22 protein-coding genes are annotated in these 26,364 nt (G+C 72.2%); 15 read left to right on the forward strand and 7 right to left on the reverse strand.

Features of this window, described 5'->3' with window-relative positions; all coding sequences use genetic code 11:
• Positions 1-101: 101 nt before the first annotated feature.
• Both AB0958_RS13430 and AB0958_RS13435 read right to left on the reverse strand, forming a co-directional pair.
• Entirely contained in the window at positions 102-719 is a 618-nt protein-coding gene (locus AB0958_RS13430) for a TetR/AcrR family transcriptional regulator (protein ID WP_366890528.1), read from the reverse strand.
• A 63-nt stretch (positions 720-782) separates the two neighbouring features.
• Entirely contained in the window at positions 783-1,337 is a 555-nt protein-coding gene (locus AB0958_RS13435; protein ID WP_366890529.1) for a hypothetical protein, read from the reverse strand.
• A gap of 155 nt (positions 1,338-1,492) precedes the next feature.
• Here AB0958_RS13435 and hmgA point away from each other — a divergent pair, with 155 nt between their 5' ends.
• The 4 genes from hmgA (at position 1,493) to AB0958_RS13455 (ending at position 6,068) form a co-directional block, all read left to right on the forward strand.
• On the forward strand, positions 1,493-2,878 hold the full coding sequence (gene hmgA / locus AB0958_RS13440) for a homogentisate 1,2-dioxygenase (protein WP_366890530.1): 1,386 nt from the start codon (positions 1,493-1,495) through the stop codon (positions 2,876-2,878).
• On the forward strand, positions 2,875-3,624 hold the full coding sequence (locus AB0958_RS13445) for a GntR family transcriptional regulator (RefSeq protein WP_366890531.1): 750 nt from the start codon (positions 2,875-2,877) through the stop codon (positions 3,622-3,624). The genes hmgA and AB0958_RS13445 overlap by 4 nt, the downstream gene beginning before the upstream one ends.
• Before the next feature lie 12 nt (positions 3,625-3,636).
• Positions 3,637-4,800: a type ISP restriction/modification enzyme gene (locus tag AB0958_RS13450; RefSeq protein ID WP_366890532.1), complete on the forward strand. Its 1,164-nt coding sequence runs from the start codon at positions 3,637-3,639 to the stop codon at positions 4,798-4,800.
• A gap of 71 nt (positions 4,801-4,871) precedes the next feature.
• The gene (locus tag AB0958_RS13455) at positions 4,872-6,068 is read left to right on the forward strand and encodes a CaiB/BaiF CoA-transferase family protein (protein ID WP_366890533.1); all 1,197 of its coding nucleotides are present in this window, start codon (positions 4,872-4,874) and stop codon (positions 6,066-6,068) included.
• A gap of 15 nt (positions 6,069-6,083) precedes the next feature.
• Here AB0958_RS13455 and AB0958_RS13460 read toward each other — a convergent pair whose 3' ends face one another.
• The 3 genes from AB0958_RS13460 to AB0958_RS13470 form a co-directional block, all read right to left on the reverse strand.
• Positions 6,084-6,353, reverse strand: coding sequence for a hypothetical protein (locus tag AB0958_RS13460; protein WP_358977447.1), 270 nt, complete (start codon positions 6,351-6,353; stop codon positions 6,084-6,086).
• Positions 6,354-6,479: 126 nt separating this feature from the next.
• Positions 6,480-7,283: an anti-sigma factor gene (locus AB0958_RS13465; RefSeq protein ID WP_366890534.1), complete on the reverse strand. Its 804-nt coding sequence runs from the start codon at positions 7,281-7,283 to the stop codon at positions 6,480-6,482.
• Positions 7,280-7,822 carry a sigma-70 family RNA polymerase sigma factor gene (locus AB0958_RS13470; RefSeq protein WP_366890535.1) on the reverse strand — a complete coding sequence of 181 codons (543 nt, stop codon included), beginning with the start codon at positions 7,820-7,822 and terminating at the stop codon, positions 7,280-7,282. The genes AB0958_RS13465 and AB0958_RS13470 overlap by 4 nt, the downstream gene beginning before the upstream one ends.
• Before the next feature lie 206 nt (positions 7,823-8,028).
• Between AB0958_RS13470 and AB0958_RS13475 the strand changes: the two genes are divergently transcribed.
• From AB0958_RS13475 to AB0958_RS13490, 4 genes are all read left to right on the forward strand, one after another.
• The gene (locus tag AB0958_RS13475; RefSeq protein WP_366890536.1) at positions 8,029-9,558 is read left to right on the forward strand and encodes a DUF4331 domain-containing protein; all 1,530 of its coding nucleotides are present in this window, start codon (positions 8,029-8,031) and stop codon (positions 9,556-9,558) included.
• Positions 9,559-9,655: 97 nt separating this feature from the next.
• Positions 9,656-11,083, forward strand: coding sequence for a tetratricopeptide repeat protein (locus AB0958_RS13480; protein ID WP_366890537.1), 1,428 nt, complete (start codon positions 9,656-9,658; stop codon positions 11,081-11,083).
• Positions 11,080-12,750 carry a sulfite exporter TauE/SafE family protein gene (locus tag AB0958_RS13485; RefSeq protein WP_366890538.1) on the forward strand — a complete coding sequence of 557 codons (1,671 nt, stop codon included), beginning with the start codon at positions 11,080-11,082 and terminating at the stop codon, positions 12,748-12,750. The genes AB0958_RS13480 and AB0958_RS13485 overlap by 4 nt, the downstream gene beginning before the upstream one ends.
• A gap of 45 nt (positions 12,751-12,795) precedes the next feature.
• Positions 12,796-14,388, forward strand: coding sequence for a serine/threonine-protein kinase (locus tag AB0958_RS13490; RefSeq protein WP_366890539.1), 1,593 nt, complete (start codon positions 12,796-12,798; stop codon positions 14,386-14,388).
• Positions 14,389-14,411: 23 nt separating this feature from the next.
• Here AB0958_RS13490 and AB0958_RS13495 read toward each other — a convergent pair whose 3' ends face one another.
• Positions 14,412-15,212 (reverse strand): SGNH/GDSL hydrolase family protein, encoded by an 801-nt coding sequence (locus AB0958_RS13495; protein WP_366890540.1) that lies wholly within the window; start codon positions 15,210-15,212, stop codon positions 14,412-14,414.
• Between the two features lie 307 nt (positions 15,213-15,519).
• On the opposite strand from AB0958_RS13495, the gene AB0958_RS13500 reads away from it, so the two are divergent.
• The 5 genes from AB0958_RS13500 (at position 15,520) to AB0958_RS13520 (ending at position 22,646) form a co-directional block, all read left to right on the forward strand.
• Complete coding sequence (locus tag AB0958_RS13500; RefSeq protein ID WP_366890541.1) at positions 15,520-15,876, forward strand: hypothetical protein; 357 nt, start codon at positions 15,520-15,522, stop codon at positions 15,874-15,876.
• A gap of 339 nt (positions 15,877-16,215) precedes the next feature.
• On the forward strand, positions 16,216-17,037 hold the full coding sequence (locus AB0958_RS13505; RefSeq protein WP_366890542.1) for a glycosyltransferase family 2 protein: 822 nt from the start codon (positions 16,216-16,218) through the stop codon (positions 17,035-17,037).
• Positions 17,034-18,026 carry a glycosyltransferase family 2 protein gene (locus tag AB0958_RS13510; protein ID WP_366890543.1) on the forward strand — a complete coding sequence of 331 codons (993 nt, stop codon included), beginning with the start codon at positions 17,034-17,036 and terminating at the stop codon, positions 18,024-18,026. Before AB0958_RS13505 ends, AB0958_RS13510 begins: the two co-directional genes overlap by 4 nt.
• A complete protein-coding gene (locus AB0958_RS13515) occupies positions 18,023-18,850 on the forward strand; it encodes a polysaccharide deacetylase family protein (RefSeq protein ID WP_366890544.1) in 828 nt (275 codons plus the stop codon). The genes AB0958_RS13510 and AB0958_RS13515 overlap by 4 nt, the downstream gene beginning before the upstream one ends.
• The gene (locus AB0958_RS13520; protein ID WP_366890545.1) at positions 18,843-22,646 is read left to right on the forward strand and encodes a lipopolysaccharide biosynthesis protein; all 3,804 of its coding nucleotides are present in this window, start codon (positions 18,843-18,845) and stop codon (positions 22,644-22,646) included. Before AB0958_RS13515 ends, AB0958_RS13520 begins: the two co-directional genes overlap by 8 nt.
• 15 nt (positions 22,647-22,661) lie before the next feature.
• Here the strand turns inward: AB0958_RS13520 and AB0958_RS13525 are convergent, their stop codons facing one another.
• Positions 22,662-24,086 carry a xylan 1,4-beta-xylosidase gene (locus tag AB0958_RS13525; RefSeq protein WP_366890546.1) on the reverse strand — a complete coding sequence of 475 codons (1,425 nt, stop codon included), beginning with the start codon at positions 24,084-24,086 and terminating at the stop codon, positions 22,662-22,664.
• Positions 24,087-24,244: 158 nt separating this feature from the next.
• Here AB0958_RS13525 and AB0958_RS13530 point away from each other — a divergent pair, with 158 nt between their 5' ends.
• Entirely contained in the window at positions 24,245-25,357 is a 1,113-nt protein-coding gene (locus AB0958_RS13530) for a DUF5925 domain-containing protein (RefSeq protein WP_366890547.1), read from the forward strand.
• A gap of 15 nt (positions 25,358-25,372) precedes the next feature.
• A complete protein-coding gene (locus tag AB0958_RS13535; protein ID WP_366890548.1) occupies positions 25,373-26,143 on the forward strand; it encodes a DUF72 domain-containing protein in 771 nt (256 codons plus the stop codon).
• Positions 26,144-26,364 lie beyond the last annotated feature (221 nt).

Consider the following 26,364-nt stretch of genomic DNA (forward strand, 5'->3'; position numbering starts at 1 on the left):
TGGTGATTCGGGTGCGGGTCGGTGGGGGCTGGGCGCGCCCGCGCGGCGGAGCCGCATGTCGGCTGCGCCCCGCACCCCGCGAGGGGCGCGTCCCGCCCGGGTCAGTCGAGCACTCGGGCCAGGTACGCCCTGAGCAGTTCGCGGGTTTCCGCGATGATGGCCTCGTCGCCCTCCGGGGCCATGCGGAAGGACAGGTGGACCAGGGTGTCGGCCGTCTCCACCGCGACCAGGAACGTGCGGCGCAGCACGTCGTCCGGGGGACGGCCCAGGTAGGCGGCGAGCAGGTCGGTCAGGCGGTCCGCGACCCGGTGGTTCGGTTCCGCGTGGCGGTCGCCGACCGGGATCTGGTTGCCGAAGTCGACGAGCGAGAAGCCCGGGGCGGTGCGCTTCATCGCCAGGTACTCGTCGAGCACCGCGTCCATCGCGGTGCGCCAGTCGCCCCTCGGCGCGTCCTTCAGCCGCTCGGTGACCCGTTCGGTGTAGCGCTCCAGGTTGCGCTGCGCGAGGGCGTCGGCCATCTGCCGCTTGTTGCCGAAGAAGCGGTACACCGAGCCGATGGGCACCCCGGCGCGCACCGCGACGGCCCGGGTGCTCAGCTCGTCGTAGCCCACCTCGTCGAGGAGGTCGGCGCAGGCGTCGAGGATCCTGGTCAGCCGTTCGGCGCTGCGGCGCTGGACGGGTGCTTTACGGAGGGGGGTCGCTGGGGGCACGGGCTTCATGATGCCCTTCCGTAAGAATCAGGTGAAGCTCGCCCCCCGGTAGGGCGGCGAAACGCCGGGCGCTCATCCCGTGGGGGCGCCGCTCGCGGGGCGGGTCGCCGCCGACGGGGTGGTCGTCTCGGCGCCGGACGCCGTGACGTCCGCGGTGCTCTCCACCGGCTTGCCCTGCACCGCCCACACCGTGCCGTCGTCCGCGTAGAGCCGGGCGGTGACGTGGTGGGTGCCGTGCGGGACGAGTCCGGCCGGAAGGTGGTACGCCGAGGTGCGCAGCCGGGTCACCAGGCCGCCGTCCACGAAGAGGTAGGCGAGGCCGTGGCCGGCCACCGCCGTCGCCCCGGCGCCGGCCGCGGAGAGCCGGAAGCGGCGCAGGTCGAGCCGTACGTCCCAGCCGCCGGCCGGGTCCGGGGTGACCTCGGTGTCCACCTCGGGCGCCTGCTTCCGGCCGATCTCCCGGTAGTGGCGCCCGCTCTCGTCCGTGTCGTCGAGGACCTTGCCCACCGGTGAGGGCACCCCCGCCCCCGGCCGCTCGTGCGCCTTCCCGGTCCCGCACCCCGCCGCCGCGACCAGCAGCAATACGGGGACCGCGAGTCCGCCCGGCAGCCCACGCTTCCACCCCATGCCGGGGAGCGTAGAACAGCGGGCCACCGACCGGATCCCCCTGAAGTCGGGTTCCCGCCCTCCTCGGGGATGATCCCGGACCCTCTTGCACGGAGCTCCGCGCAATCCTACGGTGATGCAGAGGAATCGACGGCCGGCAGGTTCAGGGAGCGATCATGGGCGATGGGGTCACCTCCGGCGCGGGCGGGTCCGGGCGCGCGGAGGCCCGGAAGAGCGCCGAGCAACTGGCGTACCTCTCCGGGTTCGGCAACGAGCACTCCTCGGAGGCGGTGCCGGGCGCCCTGCCCGAGGGCCGCAACTCCCCGCAGCGCGCCCCGCTCGGCCTGTACGCGGAACAGCTCAGCGGTACGGCCTTCACCGAGCCGCGGGCCCACAACCGCCGCTCCTGGCTCTACCGGATCCACCCCTCGGCCGCCCACCCGGCGTTCACCCGGGCCGCCGACAACGGCGCGGTGCGCACCGGCCCGTTCACGGACCTCGCGGCCGACCCGAACCGGCTGCGCTGGAACCCCCTGCCCCCGCCCCCGGCGGGCACGGACTTCCTCGCCGGCCTGTGGACCCTGGGCGGCAACGGCGACGCGACCCAGCGCACCGGCATGGCCGTGCATCTCTATCACGCGGACGCCTCGATGGAGCGGGTCTTCTCCGACGCGGACGGCGAACTGCTGATCGTCCCGGAACACGGGGGACTGCTGCTGCACACGGAGTTCGGTCTGCTCCGGGTGGAACCGGCGCACGTGGCGCTGATCCCCCGGGGTGTCCGCTTCCGTGTGGAGCTGCTGGACGCCTCGGCCCGGGGGTACGTCTGCGAGAACTACGGCGCGCCTTTCCGGCTGCCCGACCTCGGCCCGATCGGCGCCAACGGCCTGGCCAACGCCCGGGACTTCCTGGCCCCGGTCGCCGCCTACGAGGACGTGTCGGGCCCGGTGGAGGTGGTCAACAAGTTCTGCGGGAACCTGTGGACCGCCACCTACGACCACTCCCCCCTGGACGTGGTCGCCTGGCACGGCACCCATGTGCCCTACGTCTACGACCTCCGCCGTTTCAACGTGCTCGGCAGCATCTCGTACGACCACCCCGACCCGTCCATCTTCACCGTGCTGACCTCCCCGTCCGACACCCCCGGCCTGGCGGGCGTCGACTTCGTGGTCTTCGCCCCGCGCTGGCTGGTGGGCGAGAACACCTTCCGGCCGCCGTACTTCCACCGGAACGTGATGAGCGAGTACATGGGCCTGATCGAGGGCGCCTACGACGCCAAGGCGGAGGGCTTCGTGCCGGGCGGTGGCTCGCTGCACAACATGATGTCGGCGCACGGCCCGGACCGGGAGACCTTCGACCGGGCGAGCACGGCCGAGCTGCGGCCCCAGAAGGTGGCGGACGGCCTGGCGTTCATGTTCGAGACCCGCTGGCCGCTGACCCTCACCCCGCAGGCGGCGACCGCCGAGCACCTCCAGCGGCGCTACGACGACGTCTGGCAGGGCCTGGAACGCCACTTCCGCCCCTTGCACGGAAGATCCGCCGACGGTACGGATGGCCCGTGACCTCCTTCGCCCCGGACTCGATCGTCCTGAACCGCAAGCTGCCGCTCTGGTACCAGGTCTCGCAGTCGCTGCGCGCCTCGATACTCGGCCGCTCGCCCCGGGACCCGCTGCGGCTGCCCACCGAGGAGAGGCTGGCGGAGCACTACGGCGTGAGCGTGCTGACCATGCGGCAGGCGCTCAAGGAGCTGGAGGACGAGGGCCTGATCAGCCGGCACCGCCGCCGGGGCACGTTCATCGAACCGGACGCCCGGCGGGGCGCCCCGGTCCGGCTCCTCGGCTCGGTGGACGCGATCGTGGCCCAGCAGTCGGGCATGACGGCGGAGCTGCTGGACCACGGCACGGTGCCGGTGGCCGGCGAACTCACCGAGTTCTTCCCGGATCTCGCGGAGGTGACGGCGTACCACCGGCTGCGCAGCGACGCACAGACGGGCGAGCCGACCAACCACGCCCGCAACCACGTCCGCCCCGAACTCGCCGAGCGCATCGCGCCGGAGGACCTGGTCCGCTGGCCGATGACCAAGGTGCTCAGGGACGTCGTCGGCGCGGAGATCAGCCGGATCACGGACACGGTCGAGGCGCGGCTGGCCGACCCGGAGACGGCGCGGCTGCTGCGCGTACCGCTCCTCAGCCCGATCCTGCACTACACGGGCGTCACCTACGACACCGCCGACCGGGTCCTGGACCTGGCGGTCATCCAGTACCGGGGCGACCGTTTCTCCTTCACGGTCACGCTCGACGCCACCTGAAGTCGTCGTACGATGCCGGGCGTGACGCGCGACGACGCTCCGCTGCTCGCGGACCTCATGCCGTGGTCCGTCGCACCACTACGGCTCGGCCGGGGGTGGCCGACGGCCCCGGACCCGGCGACCCTGAAGAGCCGCTGGGAGACCCTTCTCAAGGCCGAGGGCCCCGACCGGGAGAGCCTGTTCGAGCCGACGCGCGCCCGGACGGTCCACTCGGCGGTGCCCCAGCTCCCCGGGCAGCCGACCGGCACGGAGAGGCTGGCCCAGGCCTCGGACCCGTTCCCGGACCCGGTCCGCGTCCTGGCCGCGCCCTTCGACGAGCGGTGGCTGATCCCGGACCACCGGCTGCTCGACACGGCCCGCCCGGAGCTGTGGCGGGTGGCCGACGACCGCCAGGTCTTCGTGGTGGAGTCCGCGGAGTCGGCGGACGGCCTGCCCCTGCTGGCGACCTCCCTGCTGCCCACCCTGCGCGCGGGGCGCATCCGCCCGCTCTACCGCCGCCCCGGCGGCGCGGAACCCAACCTGGCCCCCGGCCTGCTGGACCATCTGACCGGCCGGCTGGGCCGCACCGCCACCGCCCCGGACCTCCTCGCCTGGACCCTGGCCACGGTCCGCGCCGACCACACCGTCCCCCTCACCGAGGACCCCGACCTCTGGTTGCGGGGCGTCGAGCTGGGCCACCGGGCCCTCTGGCTGCTCCGCCGGCACGGCGAGCGCCCCAAGCTCCCCGGGGGCCGCCGCCCCTACGTCCGGGCCCCGCTGCCGTCCCGTCCCCTCACGATCCGCTACGACCCCGAGGAGGAGGCCCTCCACATCGACGAGGGCCGCATCTCCCCGGTCCCGCGTGAGGCCTGGGACTTCCGGACGGGCGAAGCACGTGTCCTGGAGGCGTGGTTCACGGCACGGACGGCGGGGCCGGGCGCCCCCGGGACGCTGGAGGCGATCGTACCGGCGGCCTGGTCCCAGTCCTGGACGTCGGAACTCCTGGAACTGATCACGGTACTGGCCCTGCTGGCGGACGTGCGGTCCCGGCGGGACGAGTTCGGGACCGGCTCACGGATCACGGCGACGGAGCTGAGGGCGGCGGGCGTGCTCCCACCCCCGGACCCGTCCCGGAGACCGGCGTCGGTCCTGGAGCACCCCGAAGAGGGCCCGGCGGGTCAGCTGACGCTGCTCTGACCGGCCTTGGATTCCTCCACCGGTACGGGCGCTGCTGACAGATCCGCCGGTCGCGGGACATGATCCGGGTCATGGACCGTCTCCCGCTGCCCCTGGAGGGCATCACCGTCGTCGCCGTCGAGCAGGCCGTGGCCGCGCCGTTCGCCACCCGGCAGCTCGCCGACCTCGGTGCACGCGTCATCAAGGTGGAACGCGTCGACGGCGGCGACTTCGCGCGCGGCTACGACACCGCCGCGGGCGGGCTCGCCTCGCACTTCGTGTGGTGCAACCGGGGCAAGGAGTCCATCGCGGTGGACCTGAAGGACCCGCGCGGCGCGGGCGTCGTGCGCCGGCTCGTCGCGGACGCCGACGTCTTCGTGCAGAACCTGGCGCACGGTGCCGCGGCCCGGCTCGGGCTGGACGCGGCCACCCTGTGCGCCGCCCACCCCCGCCTGGTCGCCGTGGACATCTCGGGGTACGGCGCGTCCGGGCCGTACGCGGGCAGGCGCGCGTACGACATGCTCGTGCAGTGCGAGGCGGGACTGGTGTCGGTGACCGGGACGCCGGAGCAGCCGGTGAAGGCGGGGATCCCGGCGGCGGACATCGCGGCGGCCATGTACGCCTTCTCGGGCGTCCTCGCGGCACTGGTGCGGCGCGGTACGACCGGGCGGGGCGGGCCGGTGGAGGTGTCCATGCTGGAGGCGCTGGCCGAGTGGCTGGGGCATCCGCTGCACCACACGATCCACGGCGGGACACCACCGGAGCGCACCGGCCTGGCGCACGCGGTGATCGCGCCGTACGACGCCTACCCGACCGCGGACGGCGGGCGGGTGCTGGTGTCGGTGCAGAACGACCGGGAGTGGCGGCGGCTGGCCGAGCGGGTTCTGGGGCGGCCGGAGCTGGGGGCGGATCCGGGGTTCGCGACGAACGCGGCACGGGTGGCGAACCGGGCGCGCACCGACGAACTGGTGGGCCGGGCCCTCGGGACGCTCGGCGCCGAGGAGGCGCTGGCGCGGCTGGAGGCGGCGGGCATCGCGTGCGCGCGGCTGCGGGACCTGACCGAGCTGGCGGAGCATCCGCAACTGGCGGCCCGGGAGCGGTGGCGGGAAGTGGGGTCACCGGTCGGGCCGCTGCGCGCGCTGCTGCCGCCCATCACACTGCCCGGCGGGGACGGGGCACGGATGGGTGACGTGCCCGCGCTCGGCCAGCACACCGAGGCGCTGCTGCGTGCCGTGGGGATGACGGACGCCGAGTCAGCAGCGCTGCGCCGGGACGGTGTGGTCGCCTGAGCGCGGGCCTTGCGGTCAGTGCCTGTTGCCGCCGAACAGCGAACGGCGCAGCCTGCGCAGCGGTGCGAAGAGCGAGACACGGCTGACCCGTGCGCCCCGGTCGCTGCGCTGTGCGGGTGTGCGCGCGGTCAGCTCACGCATCAGAGACGTCGCCTCGACCGCCTGCTGCTGCGGTATGGCGGGACCCGCCAGCACCGACAGATGGCGGTCGAGACGCGAACTGGTCGCGCTGCTCCCGCAGGTGATCGCAGGGACCCTCGCCCTGCTGCGTGTTATCTGCTCCATGTCACTCCCCACCCGTACGAGTCCACCCGGCCCGGGCAGGGTAACCCTATCGCCCCGACGGGGCACCCGTGTATCGCGGTCACAGGATTCACCTTCCCCGCAAGGGCGTTGACGACCCCTCTTCGATCACTCTCCGAATCCGACCGATTTCAGGGCGAGTTGGACAACTGGCTGGCTGGTGGGTTGTGCTGACCCACCGGCAGGCTCGACGGTCACGGCGAGTGACGTCGCGGATTTGACCAGACCCGTGGCGACCAGGGGCGTGTCGGCCTGGAAAAGGCCCAGGGAGCGCGGTTGTGCGCGGGGGCGCATCAGCCAGAGTTGATGCACGCGCCCGTCCGGCAGCGCGCCGTATCCGCTGAGCGTGACGATCACCTGCCCCTGCGAAGCGGACGCAACCGCTCCGATACTTCGGCCCTGAGCGTCCTCGGCGCCGACCGCGCGGGCGTCGGGCGCGCTCAGAACGTGGGCGATCTCACGCGACTGGGCACGCTCGGCGTCGAGCCGGTCCTGCGTCCGCCCGGCCTGCACCGCGAAGAGCGAGGCGACGACCAGCGCGGCGGCGGCCGTGGCGGTGGCGAACGGCACGAACACGGGCCGCGGCCGCCGGCGCTTCGGCGGCGGCTGCACGCCCCAGACGTGCGGCGGCAGACTGGGGACGCGCTCCCGGCCCGGGGCCGGCTCCTGCGGGGTCGCCCGGACGGCGGCCAGCACCCGGCCGCGCATCGCGAGGGGCGGCGGGGCGGCCGTGGACCAGGCGAGCCGTACCGCGTCCTCGGTCAGCGCCTGCACCTCCTCGGCGCACCGCTCGCAGCCCTTGAGGTGCTTCTCGAAGCGGCGCCGCTCGCCGGGCTCCAGGGCGTCCAGGGCGTAGGGCGCCGCCAGGGAGTGCAGATCCTCGCGGTGCAGCAGGCGGCCGACCAGGCTCACGCCACACCTCCCAGGCATTCGCGCAGCCGGCTGAGTCCGTCGCGCATCCGTGTCTTGACCGTGCCCAGCGGCAGCTTGAGCCGTTCCGCGACCTCACGGTACGTGTAGCCGTCGTAGTAGGCGAGGGTGACGGACTGGCGCTGCAGGGCGGTGAGCCGGTCCAGGCAGCGGCGCACCCATTCGCGTTCCAGGCCGGCCTCCACCGTTTCGGCGACCTGGTCGAACGCGGTCTCGCCGGCGCGCAGGGCCTCGCGCTGTTCGCGTTCGCCGGCCGCGCGGGCGCTGCGCACCCGGTCGACGGCGCGGCGGTGGGCGAGGGTGAGGATCCAGGAGAGGGCGCTGCCCCGGCCGGGGTCGAACTTGGGTGCGGAGCGCCAGAGTTCGAGGAGCACCTCCTGGGCCACCTCCTCCGACTGGGCGGGATCGCGGACCACGCGCCGTACGAGTCCGAACACCGGACCGGAGACCAGACCGTAGAGGTCCTCGAACGCCTTCTGGTCGCCACCGGCGACGAGCACCAGCAGTTCGTCCGCCTCCACCCCGTCCCGTCTCCTGTGGCCGCATCCGGCCCGCCCTCCCGTATCACGCATTCGCACCTGGACGCACCTCCGGCAGAGGTACGTAAGCGGGAGGCAAAAACGCGGGTCGAGCAGCAAAAAAGATTTTTTTCTTTCGACCAATCCAAATGGCCCTCCAGCTCCGTATACCCGTCCGTCAAGCAAGTTGGGACCGAGGGACGGACGGCATGACACCTCAAATCTCCAGGAGCGGTGCGGGGCGCAAGGGCCTCGTCACCCTCATCTGTGGGGCACTGGCCACCGGCGGAATCACAGCCGCCAGCGTCGCCGCGCTGGAACCGGGGGTGGCCGCTGCCTCCTCCCACCGGGAAGCCCCCCTCATCTCGGGGACCCCGCAGTACGACAACACGGACCTGTACGCGTTCGTCAGTCCGGACAAGCCCGACACGACGACGATCGTGTCGAACTACATCCCGTTCGAGGAGCCGTCGGGCGGCCCGAACTTCTACCAGTTCGCGGACGACGCCCAGTACGACATCCACATCGACAACAACGGTGACGCCAAGGACGACCTGGTCTTCCGGTACACCTTCAAGACGCAGATCAAGAACAAGAAGACGTTCCTCTACAACACGGGTGTGGTCGACAACCTGACCGACCCGGACCTGAACGTCACGCAGTCGTACAACCTCGACCTCCTCAAGTTCAAGAACGGCAAGCACCAGTACACGACGCGGATCGCCAGCGACATCCCGGCCGCCCCGTCGGACGTCGGCAAGGCCTCGATGCCGGACTACGCGAAGCTGCGCGCGCAGGCCATCTACAAGACCTCGAACGGCGGCGCGACCTTCGCCGGCCAGGCCGACGACCCGTTCTTCGCCGACCTGCGCGTCTTCGACCTGCTGTACGGCGGCAACCTCTCCGAGGTCGGCAACGACACCCTCAAGGGCTACAACGTCAACACGCTCGCCCTCCAGGTGCCGACCGACCTGATCCGGCAGTCGGCGTCACGTCCGACCGTCGGCATCTACGCGACGACCCAGCGCCGGAACGCGCAGGGCTACTACACGCAGGTCTCGCGCCTCGGCAACCCGCTGGTCAACGAGGTCGTCAACCCGCAGAAGGACAAGGACAAGTTCAACGCGTCCCAGCCCAAGGACGACGCGCAGTTCCTGAAGAACGTCACCAACCCGGAACTGCCCAAGCTCATCGAGGCGATCTACCACATCAAGGCGCCGAAGGAACCCCGCAACGACCTCGTCAGCGTGTTCCTCACGGGTGTCAAGGGCCTCAACACCCTCCAGCCGTACGCCACTCCCTCGGAGATGCTCCGCCTGAACACGTCCATCAAGCCCACCGCCAAGCCCAAGCGGCTCGGTGTGCTGGACGGTGACAACGCGGGCTTCCCGAACGGGCGCCGGCTCACCGACGACGTCATCGACGAGGCGCTCCAGGTGATGGAGGGCGAACTGGTCGGTTCCAAGAACGACCTGGGCGACGCGGTCGACAAGAACGACAAGAACTTCGAGAAGTACTTCCCGTACGTGGCCGAGCCGACCTCCGGCTCGCACGGTCCGCTCGCCAAGGGCACCGGCGGCGGCAGCACCACGAAGAGCGCACTCGGTGACGCACTGCCCGGCTCCGGCGGCAGCAACACGACGCTGATCGCGGGATCGGCGGCCGCGGGCGCGGCGGGCGTACTGCTGATCGGCACCGGGTTCGGCTGGTGGCGCCGCCGGATGCAGCGCCCGTACTAGGGGACGCTTCCCCACCTCACAGACTGGCGCGGCCCGCTCCCCCACCCCCCACGGCAGCGGGCCGCGCCGCCCCATGCGACAGCTACTAGGAGAGGGCATGGCCCCGGGTACGAACGACAAGCAGCCCGCCGACGCGCAGGACACGCCGGACGGCGACACCGACGAGCGTGTCACCGCCCTGCGCCGGTTCGCCGCCGCGGGGCGGAACTGGCGGCGGGCCCGGCTCGCGGGTTCCGCCCTGCTGATGGCCGTGGCGCTGACCGGCGGCGCCATCGCCTTCGGGGCGTCCCGGGACAGCGGTGCGACGCCGGTCGCCGCGTCGAGTGCCGTGTCGCCGGCGCTGCTCGCGAGCGGCAGCCTCGACGCGAGCATCGCCTCTCTCCAGGCCCATCTGCGCAGCCAGCCCAAGGACTCCGACAGCTGGGCCACCCTCGGCCTCGCCTACGTCGAGCAGGCCCGTACCAAGGGCGACCCCTCCCGCTATCCGCAGGCCGACAAAGCCCTCAAGCGCGCCCTGCGGATCACCCCGGGCAACGACCAGGCGCTGGCCGGACAGGCCGCGCTCGCCGCCGCCCGGCACCAGTTCGCCGACGCGCTCACCTACGCGGACCGGGCGCTGAAGCAGAACCCGTACAACGCGGGCGCCCTGTCCTCCCGGATCGACGCCCTGGTCGAACTCGGCCGGTACGCGGACGCGGCCGCGGCGGCCGACCTCGCCGACCAGCGCAAGCCGGGCGTACCGGTGTTCACCCGGTACGCGTACGTGCGGGAGCTGCGGGGTGACGTGAAGACCGCGCGCCGGGTCCTGCAACAGGCGCTGTCCACGGCCACCTCGAAGGGCGACATCGCGTACGTGGCCGCGCAGCTCGGCCTGCTCGCCTGGAACCAGGGCGACTACCGGAGCGCGCTCGACTACTACGCCCGCGCCCTGACCGCCGACGAGAACTACCTGCCCGCGCTGGAGGGCCGGGCCCGGGCCCAGGCGGCGAGCGGCGACCGTGCCGACGCCATCAAGGGCATGGAGCTGGTCGTCTCCCGCTATCCGCTGCCCCAGCCGCTGGTGGAACTCGGCGAGTTGTACGAGGACCGGGGCGCCGCGGGCGACAAGGAGAAGGCCGCGAACCAGTACGCCCTCGTCGAGGCCTGGATCGCGCTGGCCCGCGCCAACGGCGTCAACGCCGACCTGGACACCGCGCTCGCCGCCGCCGACCACGGCGACAAGGCCGAGGCGCTGAAGGCCGCGCGCGCCGAGTGGGCCCGCCGCCACACCGTCCACACCGCGGACGCGCTGGCCTGGGCCCTGCACGTCAACGGCCACGACGAGGAAGCGCTGACGTACGCCCGCCAGGCCACCGCCACCGGCTACCGCAACGCCTCCTTCAGCTACCACCTGGGCATGATCGAGCTGGCCGACGGCGAGCGGGCGGCCGGCCGCGCGGCCCTCACCAAGGCCCTCGCACTCAACCCGGGTTTCTCCCCGCTCGGCGCCCGTGCCGCCCGTAAGGCGCTGGAGGCCTCGAAGTGAACCTCCGCCGCCGCGCCGCGGCCCTCCTCGTCGTCGTCTGCGGCCTCACCCTCCTCCCGGCCACGACCGCGAGCGCGCACCCGCTCGGCAACTTCACCGTCAACAAGTACGACGGGCTGGTCGCCGCCCCCGGACAGCTCCGGGTCGACCACTTCGAGGACCTCGCCGAGATCCCGGCGACCCAGGCCAAACCGGACCTGAAGCGGCTGGGCACGGCCACGTGGGCTCAGCAGCGCTGCACGACGGCGGCGGACGGCAGCAGGCTCACCGTCGACGGCACGGCCACGCCCCTGACCGTCACCACCAGTCACGCCCAACTCCGGCCCGGCCAGGCGGGACTGAACACCCTGCGGGTGTCCTGCCGGTTCACCGCGCCGCTCCCGAAGGGCGCCACCGTCACCCTCGGCTTCCACAGCGCGGGCACCGACTCAGGCCCCGGCTGGCGGGAGATCACGGCACGCGGCGACCGGATGACGCTGACGAGGACGGACGTACCGAAGACCTCGCTCTCGCACGAACTCACCCGCTACCCCAAGGACCTGCTCTCCTCCCCCGCCGACCTCACGACCGCCGCGGTCCGGGTCCGGCCGGGCGGCCCGGCGCTCGCCGCGGAACGGCAGGACGCCCCGGGTGCGGAGATCCTCCCCCGGGGCATCGACCGCTGGACCCAGGCCCTGACCGACCTGGTCGCACGCAACCACCTCACCTTCGGCTTCGCCACGCTCGCGCTGTTCATCGCGATCGCTCTCGGCGCCCTGCACGCCCTCGCGCCGGGGCACGGCAAGACCCTGATGGCGGCGACGGCGGCGGCCCGCGGCGGCCGCGCCCGGCTCCGTGACGTGCTCCCGCTGGCCGCGTCGGTCACGGTCACCCACACCCTCGGCGTGGTCGCCCTGGGCGTGCTGGTCACCGCGGGTTCGGCGGCCACCCCGTCGGTGATCGCCTGGCTGGGCATCGCGAGCGGCCTCATGGTCCTGGCGGCAGGCCTGAACCTGACCCGAAGGGCCTGGCGCACCAGGGTCCACGAGCACGCCGGGCACCACGAGCACGCACCCGCACGCGAGTTGGCACTGGCCGCAACGGCGCACACCCATGCCGACGGACACCCCCAGGACCACGGGCACGATCACGAAGACAGCCACGGGCACGCGCACGATCACGAACACAGCCACGGGCACGCGCACAGCCACGACCACGGACACGGTCACGACCACGGACACAGCCACGGGCACGATCACGGCCACGATCACGGCCACGGCCACGGCCACGGCCACGGCCACACGCACACCCACGGCGGCCACACCCACACCCACGAGACGGCCCCCACGGTGCGCGGCACCCTCCTCCTCGGCTTCGCCGGCGGGCTGGTCCCCAGCCCGTCCGCCGTCGTCGTCCTCGTCGGTGCCGCCGCCCTCGGACAGGCCTGGTTCGGTCTGCTCCTCGTCGTCGCCTACGGCGTCGGCCTCGCGCTGACCCTGACCGCCGCCGGGTTCGCCGTCGTCAAGCTGGGTACGGGAATGACTCGGGTGCTGGACAAACGCCCTCGCTTGACCACCCACCCCATGGCCACCCTGATCCGCAGGACGACCCCGCTCGCCTCGGCGCTCGTGGTCGTGGCCCTGGGTGCCGGACTGGTCCTCAAGGGCGCCGCCTCCGCCCTGCTCTGAGTTACGTTTGTGATGAGTTCGCGCGAGCTGCCGTGGGGGGCACCCGTGACCGATGAGCCCGGCCGAGAGCGAGTGATCGCCGGCCGCTACCGACTGCTGTCGCCGCTGGGCGAGGGCGGTATGGGCACCGTGTGGCGGGCCCGTGACGAGGTGCTGGGCCGGGAGGTCGCCGTCAAGGAGGTGCGGGCGCCGGCCGGGCTGCCCGGCCCCGACGTGGAGCGCATGTACGCCCGGCTGGAGCGCGAGGCCTGGGCCGCCGCCCGGATCGCCAACCGCAACGTGGTCACGGTGTACGACGTCGCGATGGAGGGCGGACGGCCCTGGGTCGTCATGGAGTTGGTCCGGGGGGTGTCCCTGGCCGACGCGCTGGAGGCGGAGGGCCCGATGTCCCCGCAGCGGGCCGCGGGCATCGGCGCCGAGGTGCTGTCCGCGCTGCGGGCCGCGCACGCCGCCGGGGTGCTGCACCGTGACGTGAAGCCGGCCAACGTGCTGCTGTCGAACGACGGCCGGGTGGTGCTCACCGACTTCGGCATCGCCACCGTCGAGGGCAGCTCGGCGCTGACCATGACCGGTGAGGTCATCGGCTCGCCCGAGTACCTGGCCCCGGAGCGGGCGCTCGGACGCGCGTTCGGCCCCGAGTCCGACCTGTGGTCGCTCGGGGTGCTGCTGTACGCGGCCGTCGAGGGCGCCTCGCCGTTCCGGCAGGACACCCCGCTGAGCACCCTGCGTGCCGTGGTGGACGAGGAGTTGCCGCCGCCGTACCGGGCGGGGCCGCTCGGCCCGGTCGTCGAGGGGCTGCTCCGCAAGGACCCGGCCGCCCGGCTCCCCGCCGAACAGGCCGAGCGGGACCTGCGGCTGATCGCGGCCGGCGGCACCCCGCACACCGCGGTGACCGTTCCGGTCCCGGCGCCGTACGAAGCCCCGACGCGGGTCGCCCAGCAGCCCTACCGGGGCGCCCCCACACCTCCGTTGCCCATCCCGACGGGCACCCGGCCGCCGGAGGACGACCGCGGCGGCAACCGCAGCGCCGGTACCCTCCTGGTCGTCGGCCTGGTCCTGGTCGCCCTCGCGCTGGGCGGGCTGGTGTACGCCCTGCTCAACCACGGCAACGGGGGCGGGGACGGCGGCGACGCCGGGGCGGGTCAGTCGGCCGGCAGCCTCAGTTCGCCCGCACCGAGCCGGAGCAGCACCACGAAGTCCGCGTCGCCGTCGGCGTCGGCGTCCGCGAGCAGCAGCGCGGCCGCGCAGAGCGTGCAGGTGAACGTGGCCGGGTCCGGTACCGACTACTCGGGGAGCTGCCCGCCGTCGACCGCGCAGGCGCCCTCGTTCACGGCGACGTTCACGGTCGGCAGGGTGCCCGCGCAGGTCCAGTACCGGTGGGTGCTGAAGAAGGGGTCGCTCGACGACCAGGGGTGGAGGACCCTGTCCTTCCCGGACGGCGGCGGGAAGACCCGGCAGACCAGGGTGACCGTCACGACGTGGTCCGGCAGCGGGACCCTGAACGACGCGATCGCGGTCGAGGTGCGCAGCCCGGTGCGGACCACGTCCGACGCGGTGCCGTTCTCGGTCACGTGCACCTCGACGACGGAGACCCCGAGCGCCGGGGCCTCCGGTACGCCGTCACCGTCGAGCTCGTGAACGGGGGCTGAGGTACCCCGGACTCACGCGTTGCTGGTGAGGACCGGCAGATAGCCGCCGGAGTGGCCGGCCGCGGTGGGGTGGTACGACTCGGTGACGTCCAGCAGGTTGAGGCTGTGCAGCCACGAGCTGCCGGAGCAGATCTCGTGGGCGGAGAACGCGCTGCGCACGTCGCCGAAGGTGAAACCGTGGTCGGCGGCGCGCTTGGCGATGGCGGTGTCGATGTAGTCGGCGGCGTTGTTGATGGCGGAGCGCTTGGTCGCGGAGAGGCCGAGGCAGGTGGTGCCCAGCTGGTAGAAGCGCGGGTAGCCGAGGACGACGACCCTGGCGTTGGGCGCCTTGGCGCGGATCGCGTCGTACACGGCGTCGAGCTTGCCGGGGAGGGTGGAGTCGACGTACGCCTCGGCGGTGCTGATCCGGGACAGGCAGGTGCTGTCCGAGTTGAGCACACAGGTCGTCATGACGTCTGCGAAGCCCGCGTCGTTGCCGCCGATGGTGAGGGTGACCAGGGCGGTCGAGGAGCCGAGCGTGCCGAGCTGGCCGGAGAGCACGTCGTCGGTGGTGGCGCCGGAACAGGCGAGGAACGAGAACGAGGACGGGCTGTGGGCGGCGTTCCACAGGTAGGGGTAGGCGTTGGTGCTGCGGTCGCAGCTGCCGCTCGAACCGATGTAGCTGCCGGCGCCGACGCCGGAGGAGTACGAGTCACCGAGCGCCACGTAGCCCCCGGTCGCGGCCTGCGCCTGCGTCGCGGCCGCCCCGGTGAGGGTGAGGCCGGTGGCGAGGAGGAGTGAAGTCACGTATGCCGTAATTCGGGAACGTCTCATGGAACCTCCCTTTAGCAGGATCTCTGCCACAACTTTCGTACCAACGGCGCGTGTTGACGGGAAGTGTCCATGCCAAATCTTTTTCTGTCGCAACCAGCCGCTTCCGTGGCGATCCCGGATCACCTGTGACATCAAGGAACGGTCATGTCCAAAGACCCGCTTGACGCCCCCCGTTCGGCTGCGCGACATTGAAGTCCGGCATCCGGCGCCTTGGGGGGCAAAGTCGGCCATGCAGACCATACGGCTCAAGTCATCGCCGACGGCGGACGAACGGGCACGGCCAGGACCGGGGAGGGACCTGGGACCCGTGCTCGCGGGAGCCGCGACGGCCGTCGCGGCGAGCGGCGCGCTGCTCGCGCTGACCGACTCCGGCTCACCGCTGCGGGCACCGCTCGTCCTGCTGTTCCTGATCGCCGCGCCGGCCGCGGCGATCACCCTGGGGCTGCGCGGTCTCGATCCGTTCGCCCGGGCCCTCACCGCGCTCGCGGGTGCCGTCGCCCTGGACATGCTGGTCGCCCAGGGCATGCTCGCCACCCATCGCTGGTCGTGGCGCGGCGGGATCGTCGCCGTCGCCGTGATCAGCCTTCTCCTGCTCCTGCTGGTACGACTGCGACCGGTGGAGCGAATTCTCAAACGGGTCAGGAAATTCCGTTCGAGTAAATGAACATGGTCGGCCAAGGTTGCGTAACGGCCAAACCAACAAAAACGTGAGGCCCACTTCCAGGCCTTGCCATACCGGTCCAATCATCAATACCGTCGTACATCTCACCCGGGGGGGTGCCGTGCTCGGTGAACGCAGACGCAACAACTGTGACACCTGCCGTTTCCGAGTCGTGCCGCGCGACCGGCTGCCGCTTTCCGGCAGACCGGCCGGCTTTGCCAGCTCATCCACGGATACGGAGATCCTTTTTCCGCGCCGCGGTTGAGAACCCCCCTTTCGAACCGGGCACAGAAGCGGGCCACCCAGGGGCGGGCGGTCCACCGGACGAGAGGGACAGGACTCGTGAGTTCCGTTCTGCACCAGCCGACGTCGGGCCAAGATCCGTCACTGGCTGCCGAATACCGACCGATCTCCACTCACCTGGCGATCACACCGCCGGTGAGCGTGGTGATCCCCGCCATGAACGAGGCGGAGAATCTCCCCTACGTCTTCAAGACACTTCCCGGCTGGATACACGAAGTGGTCCTCGTGGACGGCAATTCCACCGACGGCACCGTGGAAGTGGCACGGGAGTTGTGGCCGGAGGTGAAAGTCGTCGAACAGCGCGGAAAGGGCAAGGGGGACGCCCTGATCACCGGGTTCGAGGCGTGCACCGGCGACATCATCGTCATGGTGGACGCGGACGGCTCGGCCGACGGCCACGAGATCGTGTCGTACGTGTCCGCCCTGGTCTCCGGCGCCGACTTCGCCAAGGGCTCGCGCTTCGCCAACGGCGGTGGCACCGACGACATGACCTTCATCCGCAAGCTCGGCAACTGGGCGCTGTGCACGGTCGTCAACCGCAAGTTCGGCGCCCGCTACACCGACCTGTGCTACGGGTACAACGCGTTCTGGCGGCACTGCCTCGACAAGATCGATCTCGACTGCACCGGCTTCGAGATCGAGACCCTGATCAACATCCGGGTCGTCAAGGCGGGCCTGAAGGTGCAGGAGATCCCGAGCTACGAGTACCTCCGCATCCACGGCACCAGCAACCTGCGCGCCGTACGCGACGGCCTGCGGGTGCTCAAGGTGATCCTCAAGGAGCGCTCCAACCGGCGTGACCTGCGCAGGCAGGTGCGGCACTCGCCGATGCTCAGCACGGGCCGGGGAGAGTCGTCTTGAGCGATCCCGACATCTCCGTCGTGATCTGCGTGTACACCGAGGACCGCTGGGAGGACATCCTCGCGGCGGTCGCCTCGGTGCGCGCCCAGTCGTACCAGGCGCTGGAGACCCTGCTGGTCGTCGACCACAACCCGGCGCTCCTGGAACGGCTCACGAAGGAGTACAAGGAGGCCGCGGAGGTGCGGGTGCTCGCCAACGCGGGCCCCCGGGGACTGTCCGCGGGCCGCAACACCGGCATCGCCGCCTCGTACGGCGAGGTGCTCGCCTTCCTCGACGACGACGCCGTGGCCGAGCGGGACTGGCTGCGCCGCTTCGCCGAGGGGTACACCGACCCGCAGGTGATGGCGGTCGGCGGCCGGACCGTGCCGGTCTGGGCCTCGGGCCGCCGCCCCCACTGGTTCCCGGAGGAGTTCGACTGGGTGGTCGGCTGCACCTACCGGGGGCTGCCCGCCGGACGGGTCCGGGTCCGCAACGTCCTCGGGGGAAACGCTTCTTTCCGGCGTACGGCCTTCGACGCGGCGGGCGGCTTCGCCACCGGCATCGGGCGGGACGGCGACAAGCGCCCGCTGGGCTGCGAGGAGACCGAGCTGTGCATCCGGCTCACCCGGGCCCGCCCGGACGCCGTGCTGCTCATCGACGACCGCGCGGTGATCCACCACCGGGTACCGGAGGTGCGCGAGCACTTCGGCTACTTCCGCACCCGCGCCTACGCCGAGGGCCTCTCCAAGGCCCTGGTCGCCCGGAGCGTGGGCGCCGGCAAGGGCCTGGAGTCCGAACGCCGGTACGCCACGCGCGTACTGCCCGCCGGGGTCGCTCGTGGCCTGCGGGACGCGCTGCTGGCTCGGCCGGGCGGCGCGGGCCGCGCGGGCGCGATCGTCGCCGGGGTGCTGACGGCCGCCGGCGGCTACGTGGTGGGCAGCGTACGGGCCCGACGGGACGGCGCGACCTTCACCGTCGCCGGGATCCGGCGCGAGGAGGACCGACGATGAGCGCGACACCCGCAAGAGCGGCCGCCGCCGAGGCGCCGGTGCCGATCCTCATGTACCACTCGGTCGCGACCGCGCCCAACGACGCCACCCGCGCCCTGTCGGTGGCGCCGGAGGCGTTCGCCGAACAGCTGGCGCTCATCGGCGATCTGGACCTGACCCCCGTCAGCACCGCCGAACTGGCCACGGGCTGGCGCTCCGGCGGCCCGCTGCCGGAGCGGCCCGTCCTGATCACCTTCGACGACGGCTACGAGGGCGTGCACCGGCACGCCCTGCCCGTCCTCGCCGCGCACGGCTACCCGGCCACCCTGTTCGTCTCGACGGGCTGGATCCGGGGCGCCCACGACACCGGAGGCGGCCTGGACACCATGCTCGACTGGCACCAGGTACGCGAACTGGCGGACGCCGGCTGCGAGATCGGCGGGCACAGCCACACCCATCCGGAGCTCGACCAGCTCGATGACGACCGGCTCCGCGAGGAGCTGATCCGCTGCAAGGAGATCGTCACCGACGAGACGGGCACCGAACCGACCTCGTTCGCCTACCCGTACGGCTACTCCAGTCGCCGGGTGCGCACGGCCGTGCGGGCGGCCGGGTTCACCCAGGCGCTCGCCGTCGAGAACGGCCTCGCCCGCCGCCGCCAGGGCCCGTACGCCCTGCACCGCGTCACCGTCCGCCGCAGCACGGACACCGAGGAGTTCACCCGGCTGCTGGAAGGCCGGGCGATCACCCGCACCTTCGCCAGGGACCGTGCCCTCACCAAGGGGTACGCCGTTCTCCGCAGAGCCCGACAGGTCCGCCGGAAGGCCAGCCGTTCCCGTGTCTGACACGACCACCACAACCGAGGCCGCGACCGCCGAGACGCCGGCGCCCGAGCAGTCGGGGCGCCGTCTTCGCCTGCCCGGACGGGGCGTTCCCACCGGCGGCAGCCCCCTGTTCCGCAACGCCTACGCGCTGATGCTGAACACCGGCATCTCCGCCGTGCTCGGTCTCGGCTTCTGGCTCGCCGCGGCCCGTTACTACTCGGAGTCGGCGGTCGGCCAGGGCTCCGCCGCGATCGCCGCCATGAAGCTCCTCGCGGGCCTGACCGCGGTCACCCTGACCGGTGCGCTGGCCCGCTTCATCCCGGTCGCCGGACGCCGGACCGGCGCGTTCATCTTCCGTACTTACGCGGGCAGTTCGCTGGTCGTGGCGCTGGCGGCCGGCGTCTTCCTGACGACCCTCGGGGTGTGGGGCCCCTCGTACCGCTTCCTGCACGGGCCGCTGCCCGGGGCCGGGTTCGTGCTGGCCGTCGTCGCCTGGAACCTGCTCACCCTCCAGGACGGGGTGCTGACCGGGCTGCGCAACGCGCCCTGGGTACCGGTCGGCAACACCGTGTTCTCGGCGGTCAAACTGGCGCTGCTGGTGGCCTTCGCGGCGGCGATCCCGACGGCCGGTGTCTTCGTCTCCTGGGTCGCCGCGATCGCCACCTCGTTCGTGCCGCTGGGCTGGCTGGTGTTCCGGCGGCTGGTGCCCCGGCACGTCAAGGCCACCGAGGACCACGCGAAACCGCCCACCCTGAGGGAGACCGGCAGGTTCCTGGCCGGCGACTACACCGGCTCGCTGTTCTCCCTCGCCGTGGTCTACCTGGTCCCGGTGATCATCGCCTCGCAGGTCAGCTCCGAGGACAACGCGTACTTCTACATCACCACCACCATCGGCGGCACCGTCAACCTGCTCGCCATCAACATGGGCGCCTCGCTCACCGTCGAGGGCTCGCACGACCCGGCGCGGCTGGCCGCCAACGCCCGGGCCGCCCTCCGGCGGATGGCCCGGATCATGATCCCCCTGTGCGCACTGCTGTTCTTCGGGGCGCCCTGGATCCTCGGTGTGTTCGGTCCCGGGTACGCGGACGCGGCGACGCCGCTGCTGCGCTGGTTCGCGGTCGGCGCGCTGCTGCGGGTCGTGATGGAGACCTACTTCGCGGTGCTGCGCGCCCAGAGCCGGACCGCCGGACTGGCCTGGTTGCAAGGCCTGTTGTGCGTTCTGGTGCTCGGCCTGACCCTGCTGCTCCTGCCCCGGATGGGGCTGACCGGCGCGGGTGTGGCCGAGATCTCCAGCCTGGCGGTGATCGTGACCATCGCGGCGCCCCGGCTGTGGCGGACGCTGCGGGCGGCCCCGGCCGGGATCCCCGAGGACACCGCACCGGACGGCGACCTCGCCGACCTGGGCACCCGCGAAGCGCCGGCCGCGCCGCGCAGTCGACGTCCGGCCTGGGCGCTGGACGGCGACACCCTCGCCCTCGGCGTCCACGTCGACTTCGACCATGTGGAACGCCGGCCCGACGTGCGGCCGGGACCGGGAACCCCGCCCGCGGGCACGCCCGTCGTGCGACCGGACGACCGTCCGACGTGGGCGCTGCGCCCTCCCCGGTACCCGGGTCCGCCGGTGGAGGGACACGAGCCGGGGTCGGAGGCCTCGCTCGGGCCGGCCGAGGTCTCGCTGCTGAAGGAGGCCGAGGTCGTCGACGCGCCGTTCGGGGACGGCGGCGTACCGGACACCGCGGCGGGGGAAGCGGAGGTGCCGGCCACGGCCCCGGACGATCCCGCCCGGTCACTGCGGGAGCGGCTGACGCCCACCCGGCCGGGCGTCGTGCTCGGCTGTCTGCTGGTCGCCGCCCTGCTCCTGTACTGGGTGCCGGCGGCCCGGCTCGACGACGCCGACCTGGACCGGACGGGCGGGCTCGGGCTGGTCTCGGTGCTGCCGCTGCCGACGCTCGTCGGGGCGGCGCTGCTGGTCGCGGTGTTCGCCGCGCTGCTGTGGCGACGCCGGGAGCACAAGGGGCTGCTGCTCGTCACGTTGCTGGCGACGGTCGTGTCGCTGCACGCGCTGCCCGCCGTGATCGAGACGGAGCCGCGTTTCCCGACCGCCTGGCAGCACCTCGGGTTCATCGACTACATCGACCGCACCGGCTCGGCCGTGCCCGACCTGGACGCCCGCTGGAGCTGGCCGGGCTTCTTCGCGGCGGCCGCCTTCATCGGCAGGGCCTGCGGGATCACGGACTTCACCGAGGTCATCCGCTGGTGGCCGACCTTCATCCAGCTCGCCTATCTGGCACCGATGTTCCTGCTCGTACGGTCGATGCGGGCGAGCTGGCGGGCGAAGTGGACCGGCATCTGGTTCTTCGTGCTGTGCGGCTGGGTCGGCCAGGACTACTTCTCCCCGCAGGGCTTCACGTACCTGCTCTACCTGATGTTCGTGGCGATCCTGCTCGTCTGGTTCCGGGCCCCGCACGTCCTGTGGACGAGGTTCCGGCCCGGCGAGGCGGAGGTCGAGCCGGCCGACCGCCGGCAGCAGGCCGTGCTGCTCATGGTGCTGATCGGCCTGTACGCGGCGACGGTCCCGGCGCACCAGCTCACCCCGTTCGTGATGCTGGGCGTGCTGGCGGTGCTGGTGCTGGTCGGCCGGTCCGAACTGCGCGGCCTGCCGATCCTGTTCGGGGTGGTCGCGGCCGTCTGGCTGGGTTTCATGGCCGAGCCGTACTGGTCCGGTCACTTCGAGGAGCTGTTCGGCGGGGTCGGCGGGATCGGCAGCAATGTGTCGACGTCGGTCTCCGGCCGTATCCAGGGCGGCAGTTCGACCCACAAGCTGGTGCTGTACGTCCGGGTCCTGCTGGCCGCGAGCATGCTGGCGTTCGCCGTCTGGGGCTGGTGGCGGCGCCGCTTCCACCGGTACCGCGAGCGGTCCCTGCTGGTGCTGACCTTCGTGCCCTTCCTGGGCTTCGGCATGCAGTCCTACGGCGGCGAGATGGCGCTGCGGGTCTTCATGTTCGCCGTGCCGGGCGCGGCCCTGCTCGCCGCGCTCGCCCTCTTCCCGCGCACCGGCGCCACGGCGAAGGAGCGCGAGAAGGACCGGGTCAGTCTGGCCCCGGTGGCCGCGCTGCTGGCGGGTCTGCTGCTCATGGGCGGCTTCCTGGTGGCCCGTTGGGGCAACGAGTCGTTCGAGCGGGTGCGGCCCGGCGAGGTCGCCGCCATGGAGTACGTCTACGCCCACGACAGGCCGACGGTACGGCTGCTGTGGCTGAGCAACGACACGGTCGACGACGTGACCCCGGCGATCCCGTGGGGTGCCAGGGACATGGAACGGGTCGACTACGTGCCGACGCTCGCGCCCACCGACCCGGTGCTGGTGTCGAGCCTGGTCAAGGCGCTCAGGGACGCCGGTCCGAACTCGTATCTGATGGTCAACAGGGGTCAGGTCGCGTTTCTGCGGATGGACGCCGGCTACTCGGCGACCTGGGCGGGCCGGCTGATCCGGAACCTGGACGACCGGCAGGAGCTGAAGAAGGTCCTGGTCAACGAGGACGTGACCATGTACGCGCTGCGCACCCGGCCGGCGGGCGCGGTGCCGGGGCCGGATCCGGGGCCGATCGGGCCGCGGATCACCTGGACGCCGTGGTCGGTGATCGGCGGCCTCGCGGCCGCCCTGCTGATCCTGCTGCTGACGGCGCGTGAGCTGGTCCGGGTCGCGGTGCGGCCGGGGGTGCGGCAACTGCGGTTGCTCCAGGGCGGTTTCTGGTTCTCGATGCCTTTGCTGGCGGTGCTGCTGGCGTCGTTGGTCCAGCGGTTCCTGACGCTCAAGTGAGGGGGTGCGAGTGGCTCACCTGGTGAGCCACTCGACCTCGTACGCCGTCAGATCGAGCCGCTTCCCGTCCACCCGGGCGCTGACCGGCCGGTCGAGGGTGTTGACGACCAGGACGGTCCGGTCACTGGCGAGAACCCGGACGCCGGACGCGTCGTCCGTGGCGACGGACACGGTCTCGTACCTGGTTCCGGGCGGGAAGGCGCGGGAGAAGCGGGACACCAGGTCGTACATGGGCTCGGGCCGGCCGCCGTCGTCGCTGTCGGTCGTGGTCCACAGGCAGCCGGCGCAGTTCCCGCCCTTCTCGTCCTCCGGGTTCCAGTAGAAGCCGGAGTCGGCGCCGCCCTCGACCAGGGCCATCATCCCGGTGGCCTGGACGGCGACCCGGTGCGCCTCGGTCCAGCCGTCGCGGGCGTCGGTGCCGTCGGCGGGTTCCACGTAGTACTCGGCCCACCACAGCGGCAGGTCGTGCGTCTGCGCGCGCACCCATTGGCTGACGTACGTCAGCTTCCGGGTGGCCGCGAACTCGTCGGGCAGCAGGTCGTCGTCGTCGGTGTAGCTGGATCCGTCGACCACCACGAAGTCGGCGCCCGCCTTGTGGGTGTTCCAGTAGTCGAAGGCGTCGACGACCCGCTGGTCCAGGACGCCCCAGGAGCCCTTGAGGGTGGCGGAGGCGTTGTCGGTCTGCCGTGGGTCGAAGCTGTCCATGACGAGGTAGGGGCCGCCGACCATGATGTCCTTGTTCACGGCCTTCAACGCCTTGTAGACGAGGTTGTAGAGCGTGGTGTAGCCCTCGTAGTCCCAGCGGCCCCTGGCGTTGTTCCAGAAGCCCTTGAACTCGTTCCAGACGATGAAGTGCCGGACGTCCGGGTAGCGTCTGGCGACGGTCGCGGCGAGGTCCGCGTAGTCCTGGTAGTGGCCGGGGGTCGGCGCGGTCTCCAGGGCGGCCTGGCTCCAGTCCGTGTTGTTCACACCGGCCCTGCCGCCCTTCATCCAGTCCGGCGAGCAGCACAGGGTGATCACCGGGGTGGCGCCGGACCTGCGCATGAAGTCGACCCGGCGGTCGAGGGCGCCGAAGTCGTAACGCCCCTTCACCGGCTCGGGGTTGTCGGCACCCCAGCCCATGAGGGCCTGGTTCTGCGGCAGCCCGGCGTCCTTGGCCAGCAGGTGCGTCACCCGGTCGGTGGCGGTCGCGCTGCCCTCGTCGGCGCTGTACTGGGTGTGGGTGAAGCCCCAGCCCACGTACGGCTCGGTCGGGTTCCGGGGGGTCGCGGGGGTGCCGTGCACCTTGTCGCCGTCCCGGGTGGTGCCCGTGGTGCCGCCCCCGCCGCCGGGAAGCGCCTGGAACAGGGTCACGATCAGGGCGAGAGCGGCCGCGCCCACGCCGAGCAGAGCGGTGAGCCGCCACCGCCCAGCCCCCGAATTCCACCCATGACGTCCCATCAAGGACAACAGTAACGGCGGGAGTCGCCCCCGGGGGAAGGTATCGGCGATCGGCAGCCGTGCGACAGGTCCGCGGGGGCACTCGGGACACTCCGGAAGCTCGGGGCACTTCCGACACTCGCCGCCCACTTCGGAAAACGGGTGCGCGCCGGGCCCCGGTGACGGATCATGGCGACATGTCTGCCAAGCCGCACGAGACGCTGCCGATCCGGCTCAACGTCGACGACTCCGACTCCCCGTCCGATGTCGTCGACGCGCTGTTCCTCGGCCGCTTCGCGACCGGCGAGCAGCCGTACTCGCACGCGGCGAACATCGACCGGGTGCGCTCCGGGGCGACCCTGCTGCCGGATCAGGCGCGGGTGCTGCGGGTGGCCCGCGACGACGACCGCAGCGCGACCCTGGCGGAGGGCGACGGCTGGACGCTGCTGGTCTCCCGCTGGAACCGGGGCGCGGACGTCACCGTCACCGCGACCACCGCCGAGCTGGCCGCGAAGGTGCTGAGCCAGGCCACGGACGGCGCGGCGGACGAGCCGGAACCGCAGCCGGAGAACGTGACGATGGGCTTCTGGTACGTCTCACCGCGCCGCGGTCCGCACCGCACCACCCGGCAGATCTCCGCCGGTACGTGGGAGGAGGTCCGCGCCAACTACACGGCTCCGGTGGCGGACGCGATGGACCGTCTGATGAAGACGACCCCGGCGGACATCGCCGGCCGGCTCCTGCTGCTGCACGGTCCGCCCGGCACCGGCAAGACCTCCGCGCTGCGCACCCTCGCCCGGTCCTGGCGGGACTGGTGCCAGGTGGACTGCGTCCTCGACCCCGAGCGGCTCTTCTCCGACGTCGGCTATCTGATGGACATCGCGATCGGCGAGGAGGACGGCGCCGGCAAGGGGCGCTGGCGGCTGCTCCTGCTGGAGGACTGCGACGAACTGATCCGCGGCGAGGCCAAGCACACGGCAGGGCAGGCGCTGTCGCGGCTGCTGAACCTGACCGACGGTCTGCTCGGCCAGGGCCGCAACGTCCTGGTCGGGGTCACCACCAACGAGGACCTGGAGCGGCTGCACCCCGCCGTGGTCCGTCCCGGCCGCTGCCTCGCCCGGATCGAGGTGGGCCCGCTGAGCCGTCCGGAGGCGGTGAACTGGCTCGGCACGGAGGAGGGCGTCGGCCGCGAGGGGGCCACCCTGGCGGAGCTGTACGCCCTGCGCAGGGGCACGGCGCCGACGTCGGTGCCGGCGGCTCGGGAGGGCGCGGACGCGGGGCTGTACCTGTAGTGCTTTGATGGGGGTATGCCCCTGCTCATCGGGACCTCGGGCTGGCAGTACAAGGACTGGCGGGACGTCCTGTACCCGGCCGGCGTGCCCGTGCGTGCGTGGCTGGAGGAGTACGCGAGGCACTTCACGACGGTCGAGCTGAACAACGCGTTCTACCGCCTGCCCAGCCGGGAGAACTTCGAGTCCTGGCGGGACCGGGTCCCCGGGGACTTCGTGATCGCGGTGAAGGCCAGTCGCTACCTCACCCACATCAAACGCCTGAAGGACCCAGCGGAACCGGTCGACCGCCTGATGACCCACGCGGCGGGACTCGGCGACCGGCTGGGTCCGGTCCTGCTCCAACTCCCGCCGACGCTCCGGGCCGACCCGCCGCTGCTGGACGCGTGCCTGTCCTGCTTCCCGCGGGGCACACGGGTGGCGGTGGAACCCCGCCACGACTCCTGGTGGACCCGGGAGACGCGCGAGGTCCTGGAGTCCCGGGGCGCCGCACTGTGCTGGGCCGACATCCAGGCCCGCCCCATGAGCCCGCTGTGGCGCACCGCCGACTGGGCCTACGTCCGGTTCCACCAGGGCCGGGCGACGCCGTGGCCGCGCTACGGCCGCCGCTCCCTGGAGACCTGGGCCGACCGCATCGCCACGGCATACCCGCAGAAGGCCGACGTCTACGCGTACTTCAACAACGACCCGGGCGGAGCGGCGGTGCGGGACGCGACGGCCTTCGGGAAAGTGGCGGCGCGGGCGGGCCTGACGGTGACGAGGACGCCGGAGCCGATGACGAGCGGCTGACCGACGCCGTGACGAGCGGCTGACCGACGCCGACCTGGCCGAGCGGGGTACGGCACCGCCGGAGCACGCCTCGGTGGCCGAGCAGGGTACGGCACCGCCGGAGCACGCCTCGGTGGCCGAGCAGGATACGGCACCGCCGGAGCACGCCTCGGTGGCCGAGCAGGATACGGCACCGCCGGAGCACGCCTCGGTGGCCGAGCAGGGTACGGCACCGCCGGAGC

Source organism: Streptomyces sp. NPDC006655 (genome assembly GCF_040703965.1).
Lineage (GTDB): Bacteria > Actinomycetota > Actinomycetes > Streptomycetales > Streptomycetaceae > Streptomyces.

Coding starts and splice junctions, on each gene's coding strand:
- AB0958_RS13430 (WP_366890528.1), bottom strand. CDS start 719: ATGAAGCCCGTGCCCCCAGCGACCCCCCTCCGTAAAGCACCCGTCCAG.
- AB0958_RS13475 (WP_366890536.1), top strand. CDS start 8,029: ATGACACCTCAAATCTCCAGGAGCGGTGCGGGGCGCAAGGGCCTCGTC.
- AB0958_RS13450 (WP_366890532.1), top strand. CDS start 3,637: ATGCCGGGCGTGACGCGCGACGACGCTCCGCTGCTCGCGGACCTCATG.
- AB0958_RS13480 (WP_366890537.1), top strand. CDS start 9,656: ATGGCCCCGGGTACGAACGACAAGCAGCCCGCCGACGCGCAGGACACG.
- AB0958_RS13460 (WP_358977447.1), bottom strand. CDS start 6,353: ATGGAGCAGATAACACGCAGCAGGGCGAGGGTCCCTGCGATCACCTGC.
- hmgA (WP_366890530.1), top strand. CDS start 1,493: ATGGGCGATGGGGTCACCTCCGGCGCGGGCGGGTCCGGGCGCGCGGAG.
- AB0958_RS13435 (WP_366890529.1), bottom strand. CDS start 1,337: ATGGGGTGGAAGCGTGGGCTGCCGGGCGGACTCGCGGTCCCCGTATTG.
- AB0958_RS13515 (WP_366890544.1), top strand. CDS start 18,023: ATGAGCGCGACACCCGCAAGAGCGGCCGCCGCCGAGGCGCCGGTGCCG.
- AB0958_RS13535 (WP_366890548.1), top strand. CDS start 25,373: ATGCCCCTGCTCATCGGGACCTCGGGCTGGCAGTACAAGGACTGGCGG.
- AB0958_RS13455 (WP_366890533.1), top strand. CDS start 4,872: ATGGACCGTCTCCCGCTGCCCCTGGAGGGCATCACCGTCGTCGCCGTC.
- AB0958_RS13525 (WP_366890546.1), bottom strand. CDS start 24,086: ATGGGACGTCATGGGTGGAATTCGGGGGCTGGGCGGTGGCGGCTCACC.
- AB0958_RS13495 (WP_366890540.1), bottom strand. CDS start 15,212: ATGAGACGTTCCCGAATTACGGCATACGTGACTTCACTCCTCCTCGCC.